Source organism: Flectobacillus roseus (assembly GCF_030056595.1).
GTDB classification, from domain to species: domain Bacteria; phylum Bacteroidota; class Bacteroidia; order Cytophagales; family Spirosomataceae; genus Flectobacillus; species Flectobacillus roseus.
The window spans coordinates 141215-160225 of record NZ_JASHIF010000004.1 but is presented as its reverse complement, the minus strand read 5'-3'; the positions used below and the strand labels follow the sequence as shown (position 1 = coordinate 160225).

15 protein-coding genes are annotated in these 19011 nt (G+C 37.4%); 5 read left to right on the top strand and 10 right to left on the bottom strand.

What is annotated here, in order from left to right; all coding sequences use genetic code 11:
• Window positions 1–316: 316 nt before the first annotated feature.
• The 5 genes from QM524_RS05420 to arfB form a co-directional block, all read right to left on the bottom strand.
• Window positions 317–1663, bottom strand: a complete 1347-nt coding sequence (locus tag QM524_RS05420) for a peptidylprolyl isomerase (RefSeq protein WP_166579017.1) — start codon at window positions 1661–1663, stop codon at window positions 317–319.
• A gap of 278 nt (window positions 1664–1941) precedes the next feature.
• Window positions 1942–4212, bottom strand: a complete 2271-nt coding sequence (locus tag QM524_RS05415) for a peptidylprolyl isomerase (RefSeq protein WP_283343804.1) — start codon at window positions 4210–4212, stop codon at window positions 1942–1944.
• A 139-nt stretch (window positions 4213–4351) separates the two neighbouring features.
• Window positions 4352–5104, bottom strand: a complete 753-nt coding sequence (locus QM524_RS05410; protein ID WP_283343803.1) for a hypothetical protein — start codon at window positions 5102–5104, stop codon at window positions 4352–4354.
• 212 nt (window positions 5105–5316) lie between these two features.
• Window positions 5317–6354, bottom strand: a complete 1038-nt coding sequence (locus QM524_RS05405) for an agmatine deiminase family protein (protein WP_283343802.1) — start codon at window positions 6352–6354, stop codon at window positions 5317–5319.
• Window positions 6355–6516: 162 nt separating this feature from the next.
• Window positions 6517–6924 carry an alternative ribosome rescue aminoacyl-tRNA hydrolase ArfB gene (gene arfB, locus QM524_RS05400; RefSeq protein WP_283343801.1) on the bottom strand — a complete coding sequence of 136 codons (408 nt, stop codon included), beginning with the start codon at window positions 6922–6924 and terminating at the stop codon, window positions 6517–6519.
• 349 nt (window positions 6925–7273) lie between these two features.
• Here arfB and dinB point away from each other — a divergent pair, with 349 nt between their 5' ends.
• On the top strand, window positions 7274–8344 hold the full coding sequence (dinB, locus tag QM524_RS05395) for a DNA polymerase IV (protein WP_283343800.1): 1071 nt from the start codon (window positions 7274–7276) through the stop codon (window positions 8342–8344).
• 553 nt (window positions 8345–8897) lie between these two features.
• Window positions 8898–9248 carry a LytR/AlgR family response regulator transcription factor gene (locus QM524_RS05390; protein WP_095161840.1) on the top strand — a complete coding sequence of 117 codons (351 nt, stop codon included), beginning with the start codon at window positions 8898–8900 and terminating at the stop codon, window positions 9246–9248.
• A gap of 177 nt (window positions 9249–9425) precedes the next feature.
• Here QM524_RS05390 and QM524_RS05385 read toward each other — a convergent pair whose 3' ends face one another.
• The 4 genes from QM524_RS05385 to QM524_RS05370 all read right to left on the bottom strand — a co-directional run bounded on the left by QM524_RS05385 (window position 9426) and on the right by QM524_RS05370 (window position 14208).
• Complete coding sequence (locus QM524_RS05385) at window positions 9426–10610, bottom strand: endonuclease/exonuclease/phosphatase family protein (RefSeq protein WP_283343799.1); 1185 nt, start codon at window positions 10608–10610, stop codon at window positions 9426–9428.
• 112 nt (window positions 10611–10722) lie between these two features.
• Window positions 10723–11664, bottom strand: coding sequence for a hypothetical protein (locus tag QM524_RS05380; protein WP_166579022.1), 942 nt, complete (start codon window positions 11662–11664; stop codon window positions 10723–10725).
• 441 nt (window positions 11665–12105) lie between these two features.
• The gene (locus QM524_RS05375; RefSeq protein ID WP_283343798.1) at window positions 12106–13503 is read right to left on the bottom strand and encodes a HAMP domain-containing sensor histidine kinase; all 1398 of its coding nucleotides are present in this window, start codon (window positions 13501–13503) and stop codon (window positions 12106–12108) included.
• A gap of 24 nt (window positions 13504–13527) precedes the next feature.
• Window positions 13528–14208 (bottom strand): response regulator, encoded by a 681-nt coding sequence (locus tag QM524_RS05370; RefSeq protein ID WP_166579024.1) that lies wholly within the window; start codon window positions 14206–14208, stop codon window positions 13528–13530.
• A gap of 256 nt (window positions 14209–14464) precedes the next feature.
• On the opposite strand from QM524_RS05370, the gene QM524_RS05365 reads away from it, so the two are divergent.
• On the top strand, window positions 14465–15757 hold the full coding sequence (locus tag QM524_RS05365; RefSeq protein ID WP_283343797.1) for a M20/M25/M40 family metallo-hydrolase: 1293 nt from the start codon (window positions 14465–14467) through the stop codon (window positions 15755–15757).
• A gap of 199 nt (window positions 15758–15956) precedes the next feature.
• Complete coding sequence (locus tag QM524_RS05360) at window positions 15957–16556, top strand: 3-keto-disaccharide hydrolase (protein WP_283343796.1); 600 nt, start codon at window positions 15957–15959, stop codon at window positions 16554–16556.
• 98 nt (window positions 16557–16654) lie between these two features.
• On the opposite strand, the gene upp is transcribed toward QM524_RS05360, so the two are convergent.
• A complete protein-coding gene (upp, locus tag QM524_RS05355; RefSeq protein WP_095161848.1) occupies window positions 16655–17299 on the bottom strand; it encodes a uracil phosphoribosyltransferase in 645 nt (214 codons plus the stop codon).
• A 444-nt stretch (window positions 17300–17743) separates the two neighbouring features.
• On the opposite strand from upp, the gene QM524_RS05350 reads away from it, so the two are divergent.
• Window positions 17744–18973, top strand: coding sequence for an alkaline phosphatase family protein (locus tag QM524_RS05350; protein ID WP_283343795.1), 1230 nt, complete (start codon window positions 17744–17746; stop codon window positions 18971–18973).
• The last annotated feature ends 38 nt before the right edge of the window (window positions 18974–19011 follow it).

Genomic DNA, 19011 nt, shown 5'->3' with positions numbered 1-19011 from the left:
CATGATATTATCCTAAAAATAGGTATTTTCTGAATACAGAGGTAATTCTTAGACGTATTGCTTCAAATAAATCATTGGTGTTACAAGAGTATGATTGAATAGCGTGTACCGTAAAGTTAATCAAATAACCTGCCAATTTGTAGTGATTTGGTGGGGTTTATTCAAAACTTTCGACCAAACATTCTGCTAACGTCTTTAACGTCAAAGTTATTGAGTCATTCATTAAGTTTTTGGAAAACAAAAACGGTCAGCATAAAGCTGACCGTTCTCAATATTGCTTGGCAGTGTTAAATTTTCAACTCTTTCAACACTACATTTATTGTCCTGTGCCTTTCATGACGTTACAATCCTTGTATTCGTCCGAAATATAGATAAATACTTCACCTTTGGCTTTAGCAAACCACTCTTCGATAGCATTGTTACGTTTTCTGTTCAAAGTAATTGTTGCTAATTTCTGGAAGTCATCTTCTAAGTTAGCAAAGTGAGGTGGGTGTTTTGCTTTATAATATAATACTCTTACAGCTGTACGACCATCCTCTGTACGATATTGAATAGGCTTGGTAAGCGTACCTACGGTCATTGAGTCCAAGGTAAAGTACAAACCAGATTCCATACTACCATCTAATGGCATTTTAATAGAACGTGTACTAGGGTCAATCAACATACCACCAGCATCTTGAGTACCTTTATCTTCAGAGTGTAATTGAGCAGCTTTTTCAAACTTTAATGAGTCACGTTGTACCAATACTCTAATACTATCCAAGTAGCTAGTTGGCTCTGTTAAGTCCATTTTCTGGTAATCAGGACGCAACAAAATATGACGTGCATGGTATTCTTGACCACGAATCTCCAATAATTGAATTAAGTGATAACCAAACTCTGATTCAACAACGTCCGACAATTGATTAGGTTTCAACTTTAGGGCAGCAGACTCAAAAGGCGCTACCATTTGACCACGTTTAGCAAAACCTAAATCTCCTCCACGTTTTCCTGAACCTAAATCTTCAGAATATAATTTAGCCAGTTCTGCAAAGTCTTCGCCATTTTCTACTCTACGCTTATAGTCTAGCAATTTCTTGATAAGCTCATCTTTTTGATTTTTGGTCACTTTAGCTAAGCGAACAATATGCCCTACTTCTACTTCTGAAGGCAAATACGGCAAAGAGTCTCTTGGGATAGATTCAAAAAACTTGCGTACTTCTTTTGGAGTAACTTTTACATCGCCCGTAATTTTTTCCTGCATTTTACGAGTAGTAAGCTGTTCTTTAATGGCCGAACGAAGCTCGTCTTTCAAAGATGCAATTGTTTTGCCATAAGCTTCAACAATGTTCTTTTGTGAGCCAAATTGTTGCTCCATTTGATCCATACGAGAGCTTAACTCCATTTCCACTTTCTTGTCATCGATCAGGACTGAGTCAATTTCGGCTTTTGCTAACATCACTTTACCAATAATCAAACTCTCAAGCAATTGGCAACGCGTAGGCGTATTTCCCTGTCCGCTTTGCAAATATTGCTGATACTGTGCTTCAAGTTCAGACTTAAGAATATAGTGATTGTCAACTTTTGCAATGATTTTATCAATTACCAAAGATTGAGCTTGCATCGAAAAGCTCATCACCAGTAACAGACCCATCAATGAGAGTAAATAAAAGGGTTTCTTCATTGTTATATGATTTCTTATGTAATGCTTATTGTAATTAGGTTTAATCGCATGGCACAAACCTCATTCGCTTTCAAAAACCATCATTCATTCTAAAAAGAGAATAATTCTAGGTTCTCAATTAACAAATTTAAGCGTTTTTATCCTCTAAACCTGTGGATAGCGCCGTTAAAAAATGTTAATTGACCTTTTTGGCAACATTTATTGAATAGAAAATCAAAAAAATAGTGAAACTGCCACAGAAATTCCTCTGACAATTTCACTATTTTGAGACTTGTATTCTACTCAATGATACGACGTACTTCGTTTTCGTTGATTGAAACAGGGTAACGTTCTTTCAATTTCGAAATCCAGTTATCGTATAACTGCTTTTGATAATCTTTGATAATTTGCCCACGCGCTTCTTGGAAAGTCTTGGCTCTAGGCAATTCCACTTTATTGATATCTATCCAAACCTGACGACCTTTTGACTCAAATGTCTGTTCGCCCACGGCCCAATTTGCTACATCTACAAATTCGTTTTCACCACGTTTGAAATAGCGTTCTTCTGCAGTAAGACTATTCGGTTTTAAAGTATTAAATCTTTTTACCACATCATCCATCGACGTCGAGAAAAACTTGATAGACACGCGCATATTTTTACTATGGTCATTTTTTGAGGCTGGTTTAAATTTACCATCATCTTTCTCAATAACTCTAGTAGCCGAAATACCTTTATTGATTAAGCTATTTACGATATTCCTAGCACGTTCTGCTGAAATATTTTCGGGCTCATCTGCATCAGAATTTCCTGTAATTTCTACCGTGTAATCACGATTCTTAATCATGATAACTGCCAATTCGTAGAGCATTTTCTGAGCATCAGGCGTAAAGTCAGCTTTATCTTTTTCAAAATAAATTTCAGGGAAACGACGGTTCATAGGATAAGGTCCCTTCTGCAATACCTGCTTTGCCTGTTCCAATGTTTCTTTTCTATCTGTAGTAATCAATTTCGCCAAAACACGGTTGGTATATTGATAGCGATCTGGATTTTGTTGAAAAAATCTTACTTGACCCAAAGAATCCAAAGAAGGTGTCAAAACATACTTTTCGAACATTTCCTTTTGCAAAATTCCTTCACGGTACTCCTGCACAACTGAACGAAACTCAGGATATCTCACTTCAAGATTGGCTTCTTCAAAAGCAATATTAGCCTGTTCTACAAATTGTTTGTACCAAGTATCTACAGATTTGTCTTCTACAACGCCCACTTTCAACATTTGGCGCTGTTGTTTTAACACAAAATCATAAAAGTCCTTCGTCTTGTAAGGCTTTGAGTTAATCGAAAATAAGGTCTTTCCTAAATAATCTTCTTGTCCTGTACGATCTTTATAGAATTTATCAAAAGCGTCTTGTTTGACCGAAATATATTCTAAGAAATTATTATCTCTCACAAGTTTTTTGACCAAAGTACCTCTTGCCAGTGCACCTCTCGAAGCATCTGCATTGATTTTTTGGCGAATGTAAGGAGCGATTTCTTCAAATTTCAACAAACTCTTTTTCTCCACCAATCTAAAAATATGCCAACCTAAAGAAGTCTGAATTGGTGTTGTATAATCGCCTTTTTCTTTAAGGGAAAATACTAAATCTGTAATTTTTTCATCAATCAAAGTACCTGCCTCGTACCATCTTCCGAGTACTCCTCCTCTTGATTTGGTACTAGCATCGTCTGAGAATGTACGACATACACCTTCAAATGGCTCATTTTTTTTGAGATAAGCATAGGCGTCATCAATACGCTTTTTGGCAGCAGCTTTTTCAGCCTCCGACATACTCGCTGACACCGAAACCAAAATATGCGCCAAACGTACCTTTCCTCTAAACGAACGACGATCTAAAACCTTGATAATATGATATCCCTTTTCGGTACGAAAAGGCATAGAGACCTCACCTTTGGGCGTGTTATAGGCAGCAGATTCAAAAATATAATTGTTGTCTAACACCGCCAAATAACCCAAATCGCCTCCACGAGGAGCAGATTTAAGGTCTTTGGAATAGTCTTTAGCAATTTGTTCAAAAGCTTCCCCTCTTAAAATTCGAACACGAAGATTTTTGATTTCATCATACACTGCTAATGTATCTGCAGGAGTGGCATGTGAGCTTATCGGAATAAAGATTTGAGCCACTCTCACCTCCTCTTTCATACGTTCATAAGCTTCTTGAATCAACTTTTCAAGCATCGCTTTATCGGTGAGATAAGGGATAGCTAGCTCTTTACGATAGGTATCAAGCTCGTCAACAAATGCTCTGGAAGTATCCAAACCCGCTTTTTCAGCCGCAAATACACTAAGTTTATAATTAATAAAATCTTGTAAAAATGCTTTGGAGTTCTCTTTTTTGACGCTGTCACTCTGGACAAGCTTTTTGTAAGTTAGTTCAAAGTCTCTTGAACTGATGATTTTTGATCCTATAGTAATAGCAGGCACTTCGCTTTGCGCCAGAGCCGTTTGCTCATGAGTCGCCAATCCAAAAGAGGCAGCTATGACCGTGTATATTTTAAATAACTTGTTCATTCTTTCATTCATACTAAATCAGAAAAACTTTCCTGACTTGTTCATTTTAACTGGCAAGCACAGTGGAATATTGTACAAAAAAAACAAAAATAACAATAAAATTGAGATTAAGTCACGGCTGTGACTTATCATACTCCACTTAGTTGGAAGATGATTTCTGAATGCTAGTCTTGATTAGTTTGAGTTGTAGGTCATACGTTAGCTCATACTGGAAGGAGTTTTTGAGGTGTTCTCCTTTAAATACCAACGGTACGGTATAAAGTGTCTTACCTGATTTGAGCTCCTGAGCTGACAATTGAAAAGTATTTTGCCCTAAAAGGTCGTCTTTATCAAAACGTTCGGCAGCTTTGAGCCCTAAACCTGCGGCTTGCAAACTACCAAACACGATGGCTAATGGTGTTTGATACTCTGCAATACTTACCATAACGGCAGGAATTTTGGCTATGCCTCCAAACTCATTGATTTTTTTGACTAACTCTTGCGCTTTTGTATAATCATCGATTTCATTTAATACCACAGAAACCAATAATCTTCCATTTTCTGGAACGACCAATTCGATTGGCTTGAAACGCTCTGAAGTGAGAATTTGCCCTGCTTTGACAGACTCTACCCCAAACGACCCAGTAACTACCTGAGCGATTTTTCCTTGGTCGTCAACAGCTGTGAGCGTGTAATTTAATACTATTTCATCAGCAAAGGATAAATCTTCTTCCAAATCTAAAGCTTTCAGCTGTTTTACTTGCATACGAGTTTGGTAGTCGGTTTTCACAATCGTTTCGACAACTGGCGTGTTTTGTTGCGAAGTAGATTGAGTAACAGGTTTGGCGGTTTTGCACGCACCCAACGCCCATACAAGTCCAAATGAAGCGAAATACACTAATTGTTTTTTCATGGTGTGCAAAAAAATTATAGGTATCTCTATTTTTACGAAAGTAAGTACGCAAAATCAAATTTATTTTTTAGCTCTTGGCTTTCAGCTATAGGCATTCGGCAAAAACATATCAATCGTTACTAAAAACAATTTAACACTCCTTGCCTTGTGCCTAAAACACAAAACTTAAATATAATTCTGCACGAATCCTAAAATAGAGATACCATATGAAATTACACTGCAGGTTCTTGCTGTGTGAGACAGTGAAAACTTCCTTGTCCCCAAATGATTTTATTAGATGGTAATCCAATTACTGGACGGTCAGTAAATACCTGAGAAAGAATATCTAAAGCCACGTCATCATTTTTACAATCGAAAGTAGGTACCAATACTCCTGCATTGCAAATTAAGAAATTAGCATAAGAAGCAGGCGTTCTGAAGTCATCAACTACCACTGGCGATGGCATTGGAATTTCTACAATATTCAACTGTTTGCCATTCAACAAACGCATTTGCTTGAGTAACTGTAGGTTTTCTTCCAAAATCTCGTGATTATCGTCGGCCTTATTAGGTTCTACCATTGTGATAACGGTGTCTTCATTAACAAAACGAACTGTATCATCAATATGTCCGTCAGTATCATCCCCAACGATTCCGTCATTTACCCAAAGTACTTGTTCGGCACCATAGTAATCATACAAATACTGTTCGATTTGCCCTTGTGTTAAGTGAGGATTACGATTTTCATTCAACAAACATTCGCGACTGGTAAGAATCGTCCCAGCGCCATTAAATTCTACCGAACCGCCTTCCATAATAATACCTGGCGTTACATAATTCAAACCTCTATGTTTGGCAATAGCTGTAGGCAAATTATTGTCGTCGTCGAATGGAGGATACTTTCCACCCCAAGCATTATAGCCCCAATTGACAATCATACGTTCCTTGGTTTCAGGATTAATCAAGAAAGCAGGACCGTGGTCACGACACCAAGCGTCGTTAGTAGGGTTTACTAAAATTTCGATTTGGTTAAGGTCAATTTCATATTTTGGTAACTCGCCTAAAATGAAATTTTTCAAGGTCTCATCATTAACATTCAAGCCTACTTTCTCCCCATTAGAGATAGCTTTGATAAGACCAAAATATTGTGAATACATGAGGTGGCGTTTGTTGCCTTGCCAAGATGCTTCATTATGTGGGAACGTCAGCCAAGTAGCTACGTGTGGATGCCATTCAGGCGGGAAAAAAAATCCTTGTTGCTTCGGAGTCATGTCTACTTCATTTTAAACCGCAAAGTTACAAAAACCTTGCCTTGTAACCTGAGTTTTCTGTGCGCCATATCTTGAGGCATTAAACTTAAATAATCAAATAGCTAATTAACAAACACTTACGGGTAAATTTTTAATAAGATGTTAATTTTGTAAACATTCCGATCAATACACTACTTTGCCTCGTTGGGTCTTTCTTTCTGATTTCTTCTTCTTATCTTTCAGGCGCTCTGCAATCATAGCAGCTGTAGGCTTTGTGGGTTTTCTTTTAGGAGCAACGGTCAAAGCCTTTACCAATAGTGCTTTGAATTTCTTGATGACAAGTGTTCTATTCTTAAGTTGACTCCTATCTTCCTGAGATACCACAATCAACTCACCCTCTCCGTTAATTTGATTTTTTAACTTTTGTAAAATCAAGGCTTTCTGAGATTCATCGAGTAATTGGGAATTTACTACATTAAAACGTAGTTCTACTTTTGAAGAAACTTTGTTTACATTTTGTCCACCAGCACCGCTACTGCGCGAGGCTTGGAATTGTAGTTCGGGTAAAAAATCTATTTCTAAAATATTCATAAAGTCGTTTTTCGGAATTTTAATTAATCCTGTATTTTCAAACTGGTTAGAAGATGTTATATGTTAACGGTGTATCTGTTATTTAAAGACGTACTCATCAGAAGGATACCAATGATTTATTGAGTTAGTGGTCTTTTTGTACTTTAGGCGTTTAGGTATCGGCTTTCGGCGGTGGGCTCTGGTTATTAACTCTTTGCCTAATGCCTAGACATCTTAAATCTTCTTTTGCACGATTACTTATTCATTTAATCTTTATCTTATTCTCAAAAATTTCCGAAATCTGAAATCGCTTAAGCACTAACTCACACTTATAGACTACAAAACTGATTTAGCAGCTATTACTTTAAACGTGGAAACTCGAAAAATCATACATATTGATATGGATGCCTTTTTTGCCTCGGTCGAGCAACGGGATAACCCTTCGCTGAAAGGCAAGCCTGTGGCTGTGGGCGGTTCGAGCGAGCGTGGCGTTGTGGCAGCTGCAAGTTATGAAGCACGCGAATATGGAGTACGTTCGGCTATGTCGTCCAAGATAGCTGCTCAAAAATGCCCTCATTTAATTTTTGTTAAACCGCGCTTTGAGAGTTACCGAGCTGTTTCGCATCAAATTAGAGAAATTTTTGCAGAATACACACCTTTAATCGAGCCACTTTCCCTCGACGAAGCCTATTTGGACGTCACCAATAACCTCAAAGGAATTGAAAGTGCCACCCAAATTGCGATTGAGATAAAAGAAAAAATCAAAATACGCACACAGCTTACTGCTTCTGCGGGTGTTTCGTACAACAAATTTTTAGCCAAGATAGCCTCTGATTTCAACAAACCAGATGGTTTATACATCATAAAGCCCAAACAAGGTCCTTTGTTCGTAGAAACCTTAGAAATTGATCGTTTTCATGGCATAGGTAAAGTAACAGCTCAAAAAATGCACAAGATGGGTATTTTTACAGGAAAAGACCTACGAGATTATGATGAGGCTTTCCTGGTAAAACACTTTGGGAAAATTGGACGCTATTACTACCAAATTGCCAGAGGTATTGATACCAGAATCGTAAATCCTGAACGCATTCGTAAGTCGGTAGGTTCCGAAAATACCTTTATGCAAGACCTAGAAGCACGTGCCGAAATTCAGCTTGGGCTCGAACCCTTAATTGAAGATGTATGGCGATATTGCACCAAGCATGAGATATTTGGTAGAACGGTATCTCTCAAAGTAAAATACAACGACTTTCAAATAGTAACTCGTAGTCGGACGACACTCTCCCCTATTTTTGATTTATCTTTATTTGAAAGAATTGCCTATGAGCTATTAGATCAAATAATGCCTCCCAGCAAGGGAATTCGGCTATTGGGAATTACACTCTCAAACCTCAGTAATGAACAAGATATGGAAGGAAAGCAGCTTACACTAGAGTTTTGACCCAAACTAATTCACTTACTTTCAGTTTATTAAGCAGCAAAAAACTTGTTTTTCTGAAATTAAATACCTAACTTATTTTAACAAAACCTCAACCGCCCCAAAACATCTGGTTTTGTCAGTTTTATTCATACACATTATGATTTGATAGTCATGTTATCTTCTATAATAATGACTTTATTTAACCGCATCTATCGCTACATTTTGCTGTACAATCACGTTATTCAAGGCTTTAGCCAATCTTTATAATCTTAAATATCTACTACCATTCATAGTATTTCGAACCTTATTTTTCAAATCTCTCAAATAAGCAGTTTGACATACTTTAAAGCGGTTTTCACATACTAAAAACCGACATTCACACAATTTTACATTTTATTAATATACAGTCTTATATCTTTGTTACTGTACTTTTCTTTTATTTCTCACCAATCATATATTTATAACTATATGATTTTTAACCCCATAACCCAAAACGTCAATTGAACTTTAATAAGAAAAACCTCGTATTGTCTACCGTCTGTCCTTATTGTAACACACTTAAAATTATTTCGCTATGAGTTTTGAAAATTTTTGCATCGTTTCTCAAGGCAACCTTGACTTTAAATTCCAAAAAATTAAAATCGCTATCGAAGACATTGTTATGCTTCAAGCAGATAGCAACTACACTCATGTATATTTGAGTGATGGCAAACGATTTATATTCGCTCGAACAATCAAACTATTTGAGGATATGCTCAAAGATTACAGTTTTGAGCGTATCCATAAAACATTCATTATCAACTGTGACCATTTACTTGGTTATGATTCAAAAACAGAATCATTGGTTTTAAGTAATAACCTAAAAGCCAACTTATCGAGACGTCGCAAGTATCAATTAAAGAGACAACTATCGGTACTAAATTAAAAGGGATTAGGCAATTATGCCTAATCCCTTTTAATTTAAGTAAGCTGGTAAAATTAATTTTGCCAGCTTTAAGCTCTAGGCTAAGAGTTAAGAGTGTTTCTCATGATATAATAGAAACTTCTTTGCCTAATGCCTACGGCTTATAGCCTAGAGCGTATTAATATAGAGTTTGTCTGTTTAGTCAACTTTGGCAACAAGTACTTGTGGGTTTAAATCCACAGGCTTATTGAGTGTATAGTGAGCCATCAATGGAAAATGATCTGAAAAGCCAACCGAAGAAACAGTTTCGCAGCTTTGTATTTCCCACTGATGGCTATAAAATTGTTGGTCTATTCTAACAAAATATGGCTGACGATTTAGGGTAAAACCCATGCCTTTACCAACTTCCTCGAAAGCATTTTTGTACAATAAACTCATTTTTCCGTATGCGTAACCAAACGGCGTTTCATTAAAATCACCACAAAGAATTACAGGATAACGACTTCCAGCCACATATTCTTGCACCTCGTCAATTTGCTGGTAGCGCGAATCAAATCCAAACTTTAATCTTCCAAAACTATCGCCTAGTTCTCTAAAAAAGCTTGCGATTTTACCTTCTTGCAGTGCGTCAAAAGCTTGGTTGATACGAATTCCCATCGACCAAAAATGTACATTTACAACTCTTACGGTATCTCCTTTATAGGCAATATCAGCAACGATATAACCATTGATATTAGGCTGACCTTCACGATTCCAGATACGACCATATTTTTTTACAATAGGGTACTTAGACAAAAGCCCCAAGCCAACCTCCTCAGTCAAATCGTCTGCCAGTAGTACTGCTTTTTCGGCATAATTTTTCTCAACAGTTGCGTTAGGCGAATATTCCTGAAAACAAGCAATATCGGCATCAAGCTCATTCCATTGGGCAAAATCACTTGGAAAATCAGCAAACTTGGCGCTATTAAAACTCAATACTTTAAGCGAATTGGCATTTTGCAACGCAGTCATTGGTTTTTCGGTACCAACACCCATAAATCTACGAGCTAAAGGTGTCGCCAACAAACACCACACTAAACCTACCGTTGCAACAACTCTTTGTTTTTTTACCAATAAAAAAATAGATGCTAAACCACCCCAAATCAACGCTACGGGTAAAGACATCATCATAAATCCTGCGAACCAATGTCCTGAGATAGGCCAGTAACAAAATGCCATACTCAAAAACATATAACTCAAACCCACAAACGAGAAAGGATAGCGACGAAGGGCTGTCCACAACAAGCTAATGAATTCTTGCATAGTCTCGAATGCTTCGCTAGTTCGAATCATCCAATAGAGAATGGCAATATGCCTCGGAAATGTGATGTGTAGCGTCTTCATGTGTGTTGTGTTTAAGAAATTGACCTCAAGAGATCAATTAGTGGTTTAACAAAAGAACGATGTAAGCATGCCTACACCGTTCTAGATATACTCAGTAAATAAAGGGCAAAAACTATTTTACTTCGAAAGTACCTGTACCTATTTTGAATCCTTCAGAATAGAGTTCGATTGAATACTTTCCTGATTTGTAAGCAGAACCTTTAGCATACACTACGTCTACTTTTTGATCGTTGTTTTCGAACAATACGTTTTGTTTCACAGTAAAGCCCAACTCTTTGCCATCGTATTGCATCGTTCCTGACGAACCATCTGCACTTATTACAGCACCAGTAGCATCCATGATACGGATATAGATATCTTTGTTATTTCTCTCTGCTACTGGATTAGAAGCTAAACCAAAAGATATTTTCAAACGATCAATTTTTGAAGCTTTATAACGTCCACCATCGCGCACTTTACCGTTAGAAGCTAAGGCATATACCTCCACATTAGTTGCTTTCATGGCCGAAGCGATCGTTACTTTACGCTTCAACTCTTCATTTTGAGAAGTATAATCAGCAACTGTTTTGCTCAAATTGTCTTTGTCTGATTTCAAACCAGCATTTTCGTTCAAAGCTGCTTCTTTTTCAGACTCTAAGTTTTTGTTACGAGCCATCAAGTCTCCATTTTCTTCTCTTAGCTTAGTCAATTCCTCATCTTTGGTAGCCAAAAATGTTTCGTATTCCTTGATTTTAGCTTCGTATTTTTGGATAGAAAAACTCAAATCTGACTTCAATTTTTTCTTATCCGATTCTAATTGAGCTTTTACTTTTTCTAGTTCAGCAACATTACCGCCCAACATCTCAACCTCTTTGATTTTCTCATCTAACGATTTTGAGATAGAATCTAATTTGATTTGTGTACTCGATAACTGTTCTACTTTTGTTGTAAGTGCTTTTTGTAACTCAAATGTTTCGTTACGAGCGCCAATGAACAAATAACTCAACAAAGCGATAACACCTACTGTAACTCCTAATGCTACCTTAAAGAAGGTCTGATTATTATTATTCTCCATAGTTATTAATTTGCTTTAAAATGAATGGTTGGGATTGTTTTAAGAATAAATTATAAAAAGTAAGGAAAAAATTAGTTACCACAATCATTTATAAGTTCCTGTTTTCGTTCGTTTTACATGAGCAAAATAACTGTAACGCTTTTAAAGAGGAGTTAAATCAACCTTAAATCGACCTTAAAAATTGTGGATTGGAGATTTTTGATTTCGGAACTCCAAAAAACATCTTCATTGTCTATAACATAGTATCTATTTCAGGTTTCCTATAGTTGACGAAATTATTCCAAAATACCTTTCAAAACTTTATCAGAATGTGTCCTTTAACCGATTAAAATCAAAAAGTGGTCAGAAATTGATTCCCTAACCACTTTTTGATTTTAATCGGTTATTAGACCTAAAGTATAATGTCTTTACCATTTTTAAAACAATCTCTCACACACTCAATCACAAATCACTCAATGGGACTGGCATTAATATACTTGGAAAACTTACACGGAAAGTAGTTCCCTCTGAGGACGATTCTACATCTATTTGTCCATTATGCAGTTGAGTAATTCGATGTACAATTGTTAACCCAACGCCATGTCCTTTCACGGATTGTGCAGTGGCATTACTCCTATAAAACGGTTCAAAAATATTGGGAAGGTCTTTGGCAGGAATCGCTGGACCGTCGTTAAAGAATGATAATTTTATCCAATAATCATTTGTCGAAAAGTCTACTTTGACGGTCTTGTTTTCTGAAAATTTACAAGCATTATCCATCAAATTCATTAATACCACTTTCAGAGCAGCTTCGTTACCATTGATGACCAGCGTATCTTCTTCTTCAGGAAAATCATTGAAAGAAATATTAATTTGATAATCCTCATGCCATTTTTGAACCTGACTTTTGGCATCCCAAAGTAGCTCATCCATTCGCACTGAGGTCTTGGCAATGGCTTTTGAATCTACCACAGTATTTGCCAAATCCAGTAAAGTATTTGTAAGCTGTGTTAGGGTACGGGTATCATCTTTCAAAGACGACAAAAGTTTTTGATAAACCTCCACCGAACGTGGCTGTAGCAGAGTAATTTCGAGCTGTGAATAGATTTTAGTTAAGGGATTTTTGAGCTCATGCGAAACGTTTGCAATGAATATTTTTTGCGTCAAAAGGGTTTGTTCTACCCGATCAAGCAAACGGTTGAAGGTATCTACCAACAACCCAATTTCATCTTCTCGGTCGGGATGCTCAACTCTTTTTCCAATATTTTTCGGAAAAATAGAGTTAACCTGCCTAGTAATAGCCGACATAGGCGCTAGCGCTTTATCAGCAAAAATCCATCCACTCAAGCCCACCAATAGAATAGCCACCAAGGTCATAATCATTAAAATCTTCCTCAAGTCAGACAATGCTTCTTTCCCTGCTTCATCAACAGCACTTACTATAATCCAATGATTATTTCCTTTGTATTGGATAGACATCCCAAAAACCTGATAATCATCTACCATCAGATAACTGCTCGCTTGTGTGCTTATTACGCGAGGAAGCACCTGCGCATGAATCTTCTCATTACCTTTTTCAGTTGAAAAAATAAACTTATTGTCAGTCTGACTATAGACCGAAACCGATTCATCGTGCAGTATTTCTTTATCAGAAATATTAACCAGTTTTAGTACCGTGGTATCTGCCGCCTGAATCTCAAACAGTAAGGTGGCAGTCGTAACAGCGCTATTTTGAAGACGTTTGTAAAAACGTTTTTCTAAATAGAGTTTACTAAAAAAATATACCCCAACCGAAAACAAAATCATAATGGCGGTCACAAGGGCGATAAACTGAAATGTGAGTCTGAGACGGATATTCATAAATTGGATTGCTGAAGGATTTCCCTAATTTATCACCTTGAGTACGTATCCCATGCCTATATGCGTATGAAGGAGTTTTACAGTAAAATCTTTATCGATTTTTTTACGTAAAAAATTCACATACACTTCTATCACATTAGTACCTGTGTCGAAGGTTACATCCCAAATTTTCTCGGCGAGTTCTACCTTCGAAATCACACGTCCTTGATGGCGGATAAAATATTCTAGCAAACCAAATTCCTTGGCTGTCAAAGGAATCGTTTTACCTCCTCTTGTTACAGACTTCATATCCAAATCCATTTCGAGGTCAGCAATTTTGAGTACGTTGGTCGTTTGCAAAGGCGCACTACCACGACGTGTAAGTGCTCGAATACGTGCAACCAACTCTCGAAATTCAAAGGGTTTTGCAAGATAATCGTCGGCACCAGCATCGAGACCCACAATTTTGTCATCGGTAGTGCCTAATGCCGTCAACATCAAGACAGGTGTGGCGATTTTGGCCTCCCGAATTTTTTTACAAAGTTCGAGTCCATTAAAACCTGGCAAAATAATATCAGTAATAATCAAACTGTAAGGATGGCGTGAGGCTAACTGAAAACCCATCGGACCATCGTAGGCAACATCTACTTCATATTGTTGCTCTTCGAGACCCTGTTGGATAATTCTAACCGTTTTTACCTCATCTTCTATTAATAAAATTCTCATAAGCCTTGAGTTAAGTCAGTGAGTGGGGAGGAAATTCAAGTCCAGATACGAAACAATCATTACGCGTTGGAGCTAGAAAACGTAAAAAGAGGACGAAAGTACTTACTCAGAGTTAATTTAACACATTTTATAATCAATTTCTAATAAAATATGTACTAAAGTAAGTGCTGAAAAAACCTATTTTATTGTCAAAAAAGCCATTATAAGCTATATTAGATATTTGAATTCTTAACCAACAAACGCTTTTCTAAATTAGATGAAAAAAATCGTACTTCCCTCTCTCCTTGCTTTGGGCTTGAATTTTGGCGCACAAGCACAAAAACTAAACCCTACCGAACAAAAAATTGCTCAATACATCGATGCCCATTTTGCTCAAACTGAGCAACTGTTGAAAGATGCTGTAAATATCAATAGTGGCACGCTCAACACTGCTGGGGTAAAACAAGTAGGTGATATTTTTAAAAAAGAATTTGAAAAAATTGGGTTTGCCACCACTTGGGTCAACCTACCTGATTCGCTCAAAAGAGCAGGGCATTTAGTAGCTGAGAAAAAAGGGAAAGCAGGTAAAAAGCTTTTCTTGATTGGACACTTAGATACCGTTTTTGAAAAGGAAATGACGTTTTCTCCCTATACCTATATCAATGACTCCACCATAACAGGACAAGGGGTCAATGACATGAAAGGTGGTGATGTCGTGGTCATAGCAGCACTTCAAGCACTACAAGCTCAAAAATTATTAGATAATGCTACCATCACTGCGTATTTTACCGGCGATGAAGAAAGTGCTGGCAAGCCAACCTCTGTGAGTCGTAAAGATTTTATTGACCGTGCCAAAACACATGATGTAGCATTGGCGTTCGAAACGGCTGTTGGCTTACACACCGTTGCTACGGCTCGTCGTGGCGCGAGTGGTTGGTCATTAAAAACCTACGGAAAAACAGGACATTCATCAAGAGTATTTAGTCCCGAAATAGGCTATGGGGCTATTTACGAAGCTGCCCGTATTTTGAATGAATTTAGAGAACAACTAAGTTCCGAAAAATATCTCACTTTTAACCCTGGCATGATTTTGGGTGGTGCCGAAATCAACTATCATGAAGGAAAAGCCAATGGTTCAGCTGTAGGAAAAACCAATATTATTTCGCCCGAAACTGTCGTAAATGGCGATTTACGCTTTTTGACAGAAACCCAAAAAAATAAGGCTCGTGAAGTGATGAAGGCTATTGTTGCCAAAAATCTTACCGAGACAAAAGCTGAGATTAGTTTCTCAGACGGTATTCCTGCCATGGAGCCAACGGCAGCCAATGAACAAATTTTAGCACAACTCAATCAAGTAAGTAAAGATTTGGGCTATGGCGAAGTAAAAGCTGGCGATCCGGGTTCGAGAGGTGCAGGTGATATTTCGTATGTGGCAGAATATGTAGCTTGTTTAGACGGATTGGGAGCTTCGGGCAAAGGTGCTCACGCTCCTGGCGAAACCCTCAATATCAAGGAACTCCCTGCCTTAATAAAGCGCACTGCCATCTTGATTTATAGATTGACAAGATAATTTTGAAGAAAAGGCAAAGATGTGATATATTCCTCTTTGCCTTTTTTTATACTACCACAGAAAAGGATATTCTATAACGTTCTATCTTTTAATTTTCCTTTCAAGTAAGCGACACTTTGTTTGAAAGCGATTGAACATTTTCAGCGCTTCATTCCTTGGTCACTTATCTCTTTTACTCAATTTATACCCAATTTTAACTATGAAAAAAGTATCTCTCCTCCTACTCCTGTGGGTAGCGTGCGCCAGCTTTGGTATGGCACAAAAAAAGCAATCGTTGTTCAACAAAAAAGACCTTAGCGGTTGGAAAATCTATGGTACCGAAAAATGGTATGTAGAGAAAGGATTACTCATCTGCGAAAGTGGACCCGACAAGGAATATGGTTATCTGGCAACAGAGAAAACCTTCAAAGATTTTGAATTGACCCTTCAATTTTTGCAAGAAGCCGATGGTAATAGTGGGGTATTTTTTCATTCGAGTATCGAAGGAACCAAAATTAGTGGTTGGCAAGCAGAGGTAGCTCCTCCGGGGCATTCAACTGGAGGGATTTATGAATCGTATGGTAGAGGATGGTTGATTAAACCTGCTGAAGAAAAAGACAAAGCCTTGAAAATGGGCGAATGGAATACCATGAAAATCAAAGTAGTGGGCAATAAAGTAACCACATGGCTCAACGGTGTGGAAATGATTACGCTTGACGATGAAAAAATTGGTTCTCGCTCAGGCTCTATTGCTTTACAAATTCATTCTGGCGGTGGAATCAGGGTAAAATGGAGAAAAATTAATATAGTAGAATTATAAAAGCTTCAATAGAGAAATAGAATTTTGAAATTCCATCAGCAAGCAAACTACGAGTACTTGCCGATGGAATTTTCTATCTTTCACCCAGTTTTTGGGCTTTACAGTTTCCCACCGTATGCCAAATCACCAGCGTCGCCAAGGCCAGGAATGATATAAAATTTTTCGTTGAGGCGTTCGTCTTTAGCTCCGACAAATAACGAAGCTTCTGGGATTTGTTCTTGAATATATGCCAATCCTTCAGGTGCTGCTATGGCCGCTGCGATAATCAATTTGGCAGGTTTTCCATATTGTAATAATGCTTGGTAAGATTTTACCAAAGATTTACCTGTAGCAAGCATTGGGTCAATGAGCATGACGGTTTTCCCCTCCAAGGACGGACAAGCCAGATAATCCATCTGAATATCAAACGTCTCGTCGGCACGGTGTTTGCCACGATAGGCACCAATGAAGGCATTTTCGGATTGGTCAAATAGATTTAAAAAGCCTTGATAGAAAGGCAAACTAGCTCGAAGAATTGCTACCAAAACAGGCTGTTCAGTCAATAACGCTGTTGATGCTTCTGCCAATGGCGTTTGTACGGTAGCTGGCTGATAGTCTAAGGTTTTTGAGATTTCATATGCCAAAATTTCACCCAAACGCTCCATATTCTTACGGAATCGCATAGAGTCGTTTTGAACAGTGATGTCTCGCATTTCTGCTAAAAATTGATTCGCTATCGAATTTTGGGCATTGAGTATAAACATGAGGCTATGGAATTTTTAGTATTTTGATGATATAAGCAGGAAAGAGATATGTTTAAAATTTCATTGGGCATTTGTTGAAACAAACAAAATTTCTATTTGACACTCTTTACTTTTCTTGTCTTGACACGAGAAAAGTAACAAAAGAAAGTCAAGAAATCCTAAACTCGCCTGCGGCTCAAACAATAGGATTTCAGAAAAATGAATACAAATATTTCATTTCCAATAGATTATATAATAAAAACTCTAAGATTAAATGATAGGTTATTCGTTATATCAGCCAAATTTAGGCTTTATCTATTAGATAAAAAACTCTTTGTAGATGAGTACATTGCTAAATTAATCTAAGCTTAATTCAAACCTTTTGAAAATTACCTCATTCCTTTCTCAATTTTGTAGCTTAAACTTTTCATTACTCAATTTTCTTACCATAACGATACTACCTTTATGAAAAAATACAGTTTACTCATTCCATTTTTTCTCTTAAATACTCTTTTTTCTTTTGCTCAAAAATTAACACCGAAAGCGGTATTTATCATTGTAGATGGGATTCCTGCCGATGTGATTGAAAAAGCACAAACTCCAAACCTTTCGGCAATTGCTAAGGTTGGCGGATTTAAACGTGCCTATGTGGGTGGTCAAAAAGGAACTTATTCTCAGACTCCAACGATTTCTGCGGTTGGATACAATAGTCTTTTGACAGGTACATGGGTCAACAAACACAACGTATGGGACAACGATATCAAAGCTCCTAATTATAATTATTGGACTATTTTTAGATTCTTCAAAGAACAGTATCCTCAGAAAAAAATTGCGGTATATTCTACTTGGCTTGACAATCGTACCAAGCTCGTCGGCGATGGTTTGGCACAAACCAAGCAACTCAAAGTTGACTACCATTCTGATGGTCATGAGTTAGATACTGCGACTTATAAGCATGACAAAGAGCGTTGGTATATTCATCAGATTGATGAAAAAGTGAGCGATGATGCACAAAAAGGTATTCTTGAAAATGCTCCAGATATGACTTGGCTATACATGGAATACTCAGATGATATGGGGCACAAATATGGTGATAGCCCACAAATGCAAAAGGCCATCGAATATGTAGATCAACAAGTAGGAAAAGTGTGGTCGGCGATTCAAGAAAGAGAGAAAAAGCATAAAGAAAAATGGTTAATCTTTATCACAACTGACCACGGACGCGATGCACAAACAGGTCGTAATCACGGAGGACAATCAGAACGTGAACGCACCACTTGGATGACGACCAATGCCCAAAATCTTAATACTTATTTTAAGGATTACCAGCCAGCAGTCGTTGATATTATGCCAAGTATTGCGCATTTTATGAATATTAAGTTTCCCGAAAAACAAGCTTTTGAAATAGATGGCGTGGCTCTTAACAAACCTGTTTCAGCTATTTTGCCAGAAGTAAAACTTCTTGATAAGCAATTGGAAGTATCTTGGAAAGCTCTAGAAAAACAAGGTAAAATGAAAGTCTGGTTAAGTACAACCAACCATTTTGAAGAAGGTGGCGAAGATCAATACCAATTAATCGGAACGACAGATTTGACTCAGGAGCATTTGATTATCAAAGATATTCCTGCTTCAAGTTTCTACAAAATTGTACTAGAAAGTCCACACAATACCCTCAATCGTTGGATTGTAAAATAGGAGTTTTGAGCATCTAAGAAATTATCAATACTTTGCAA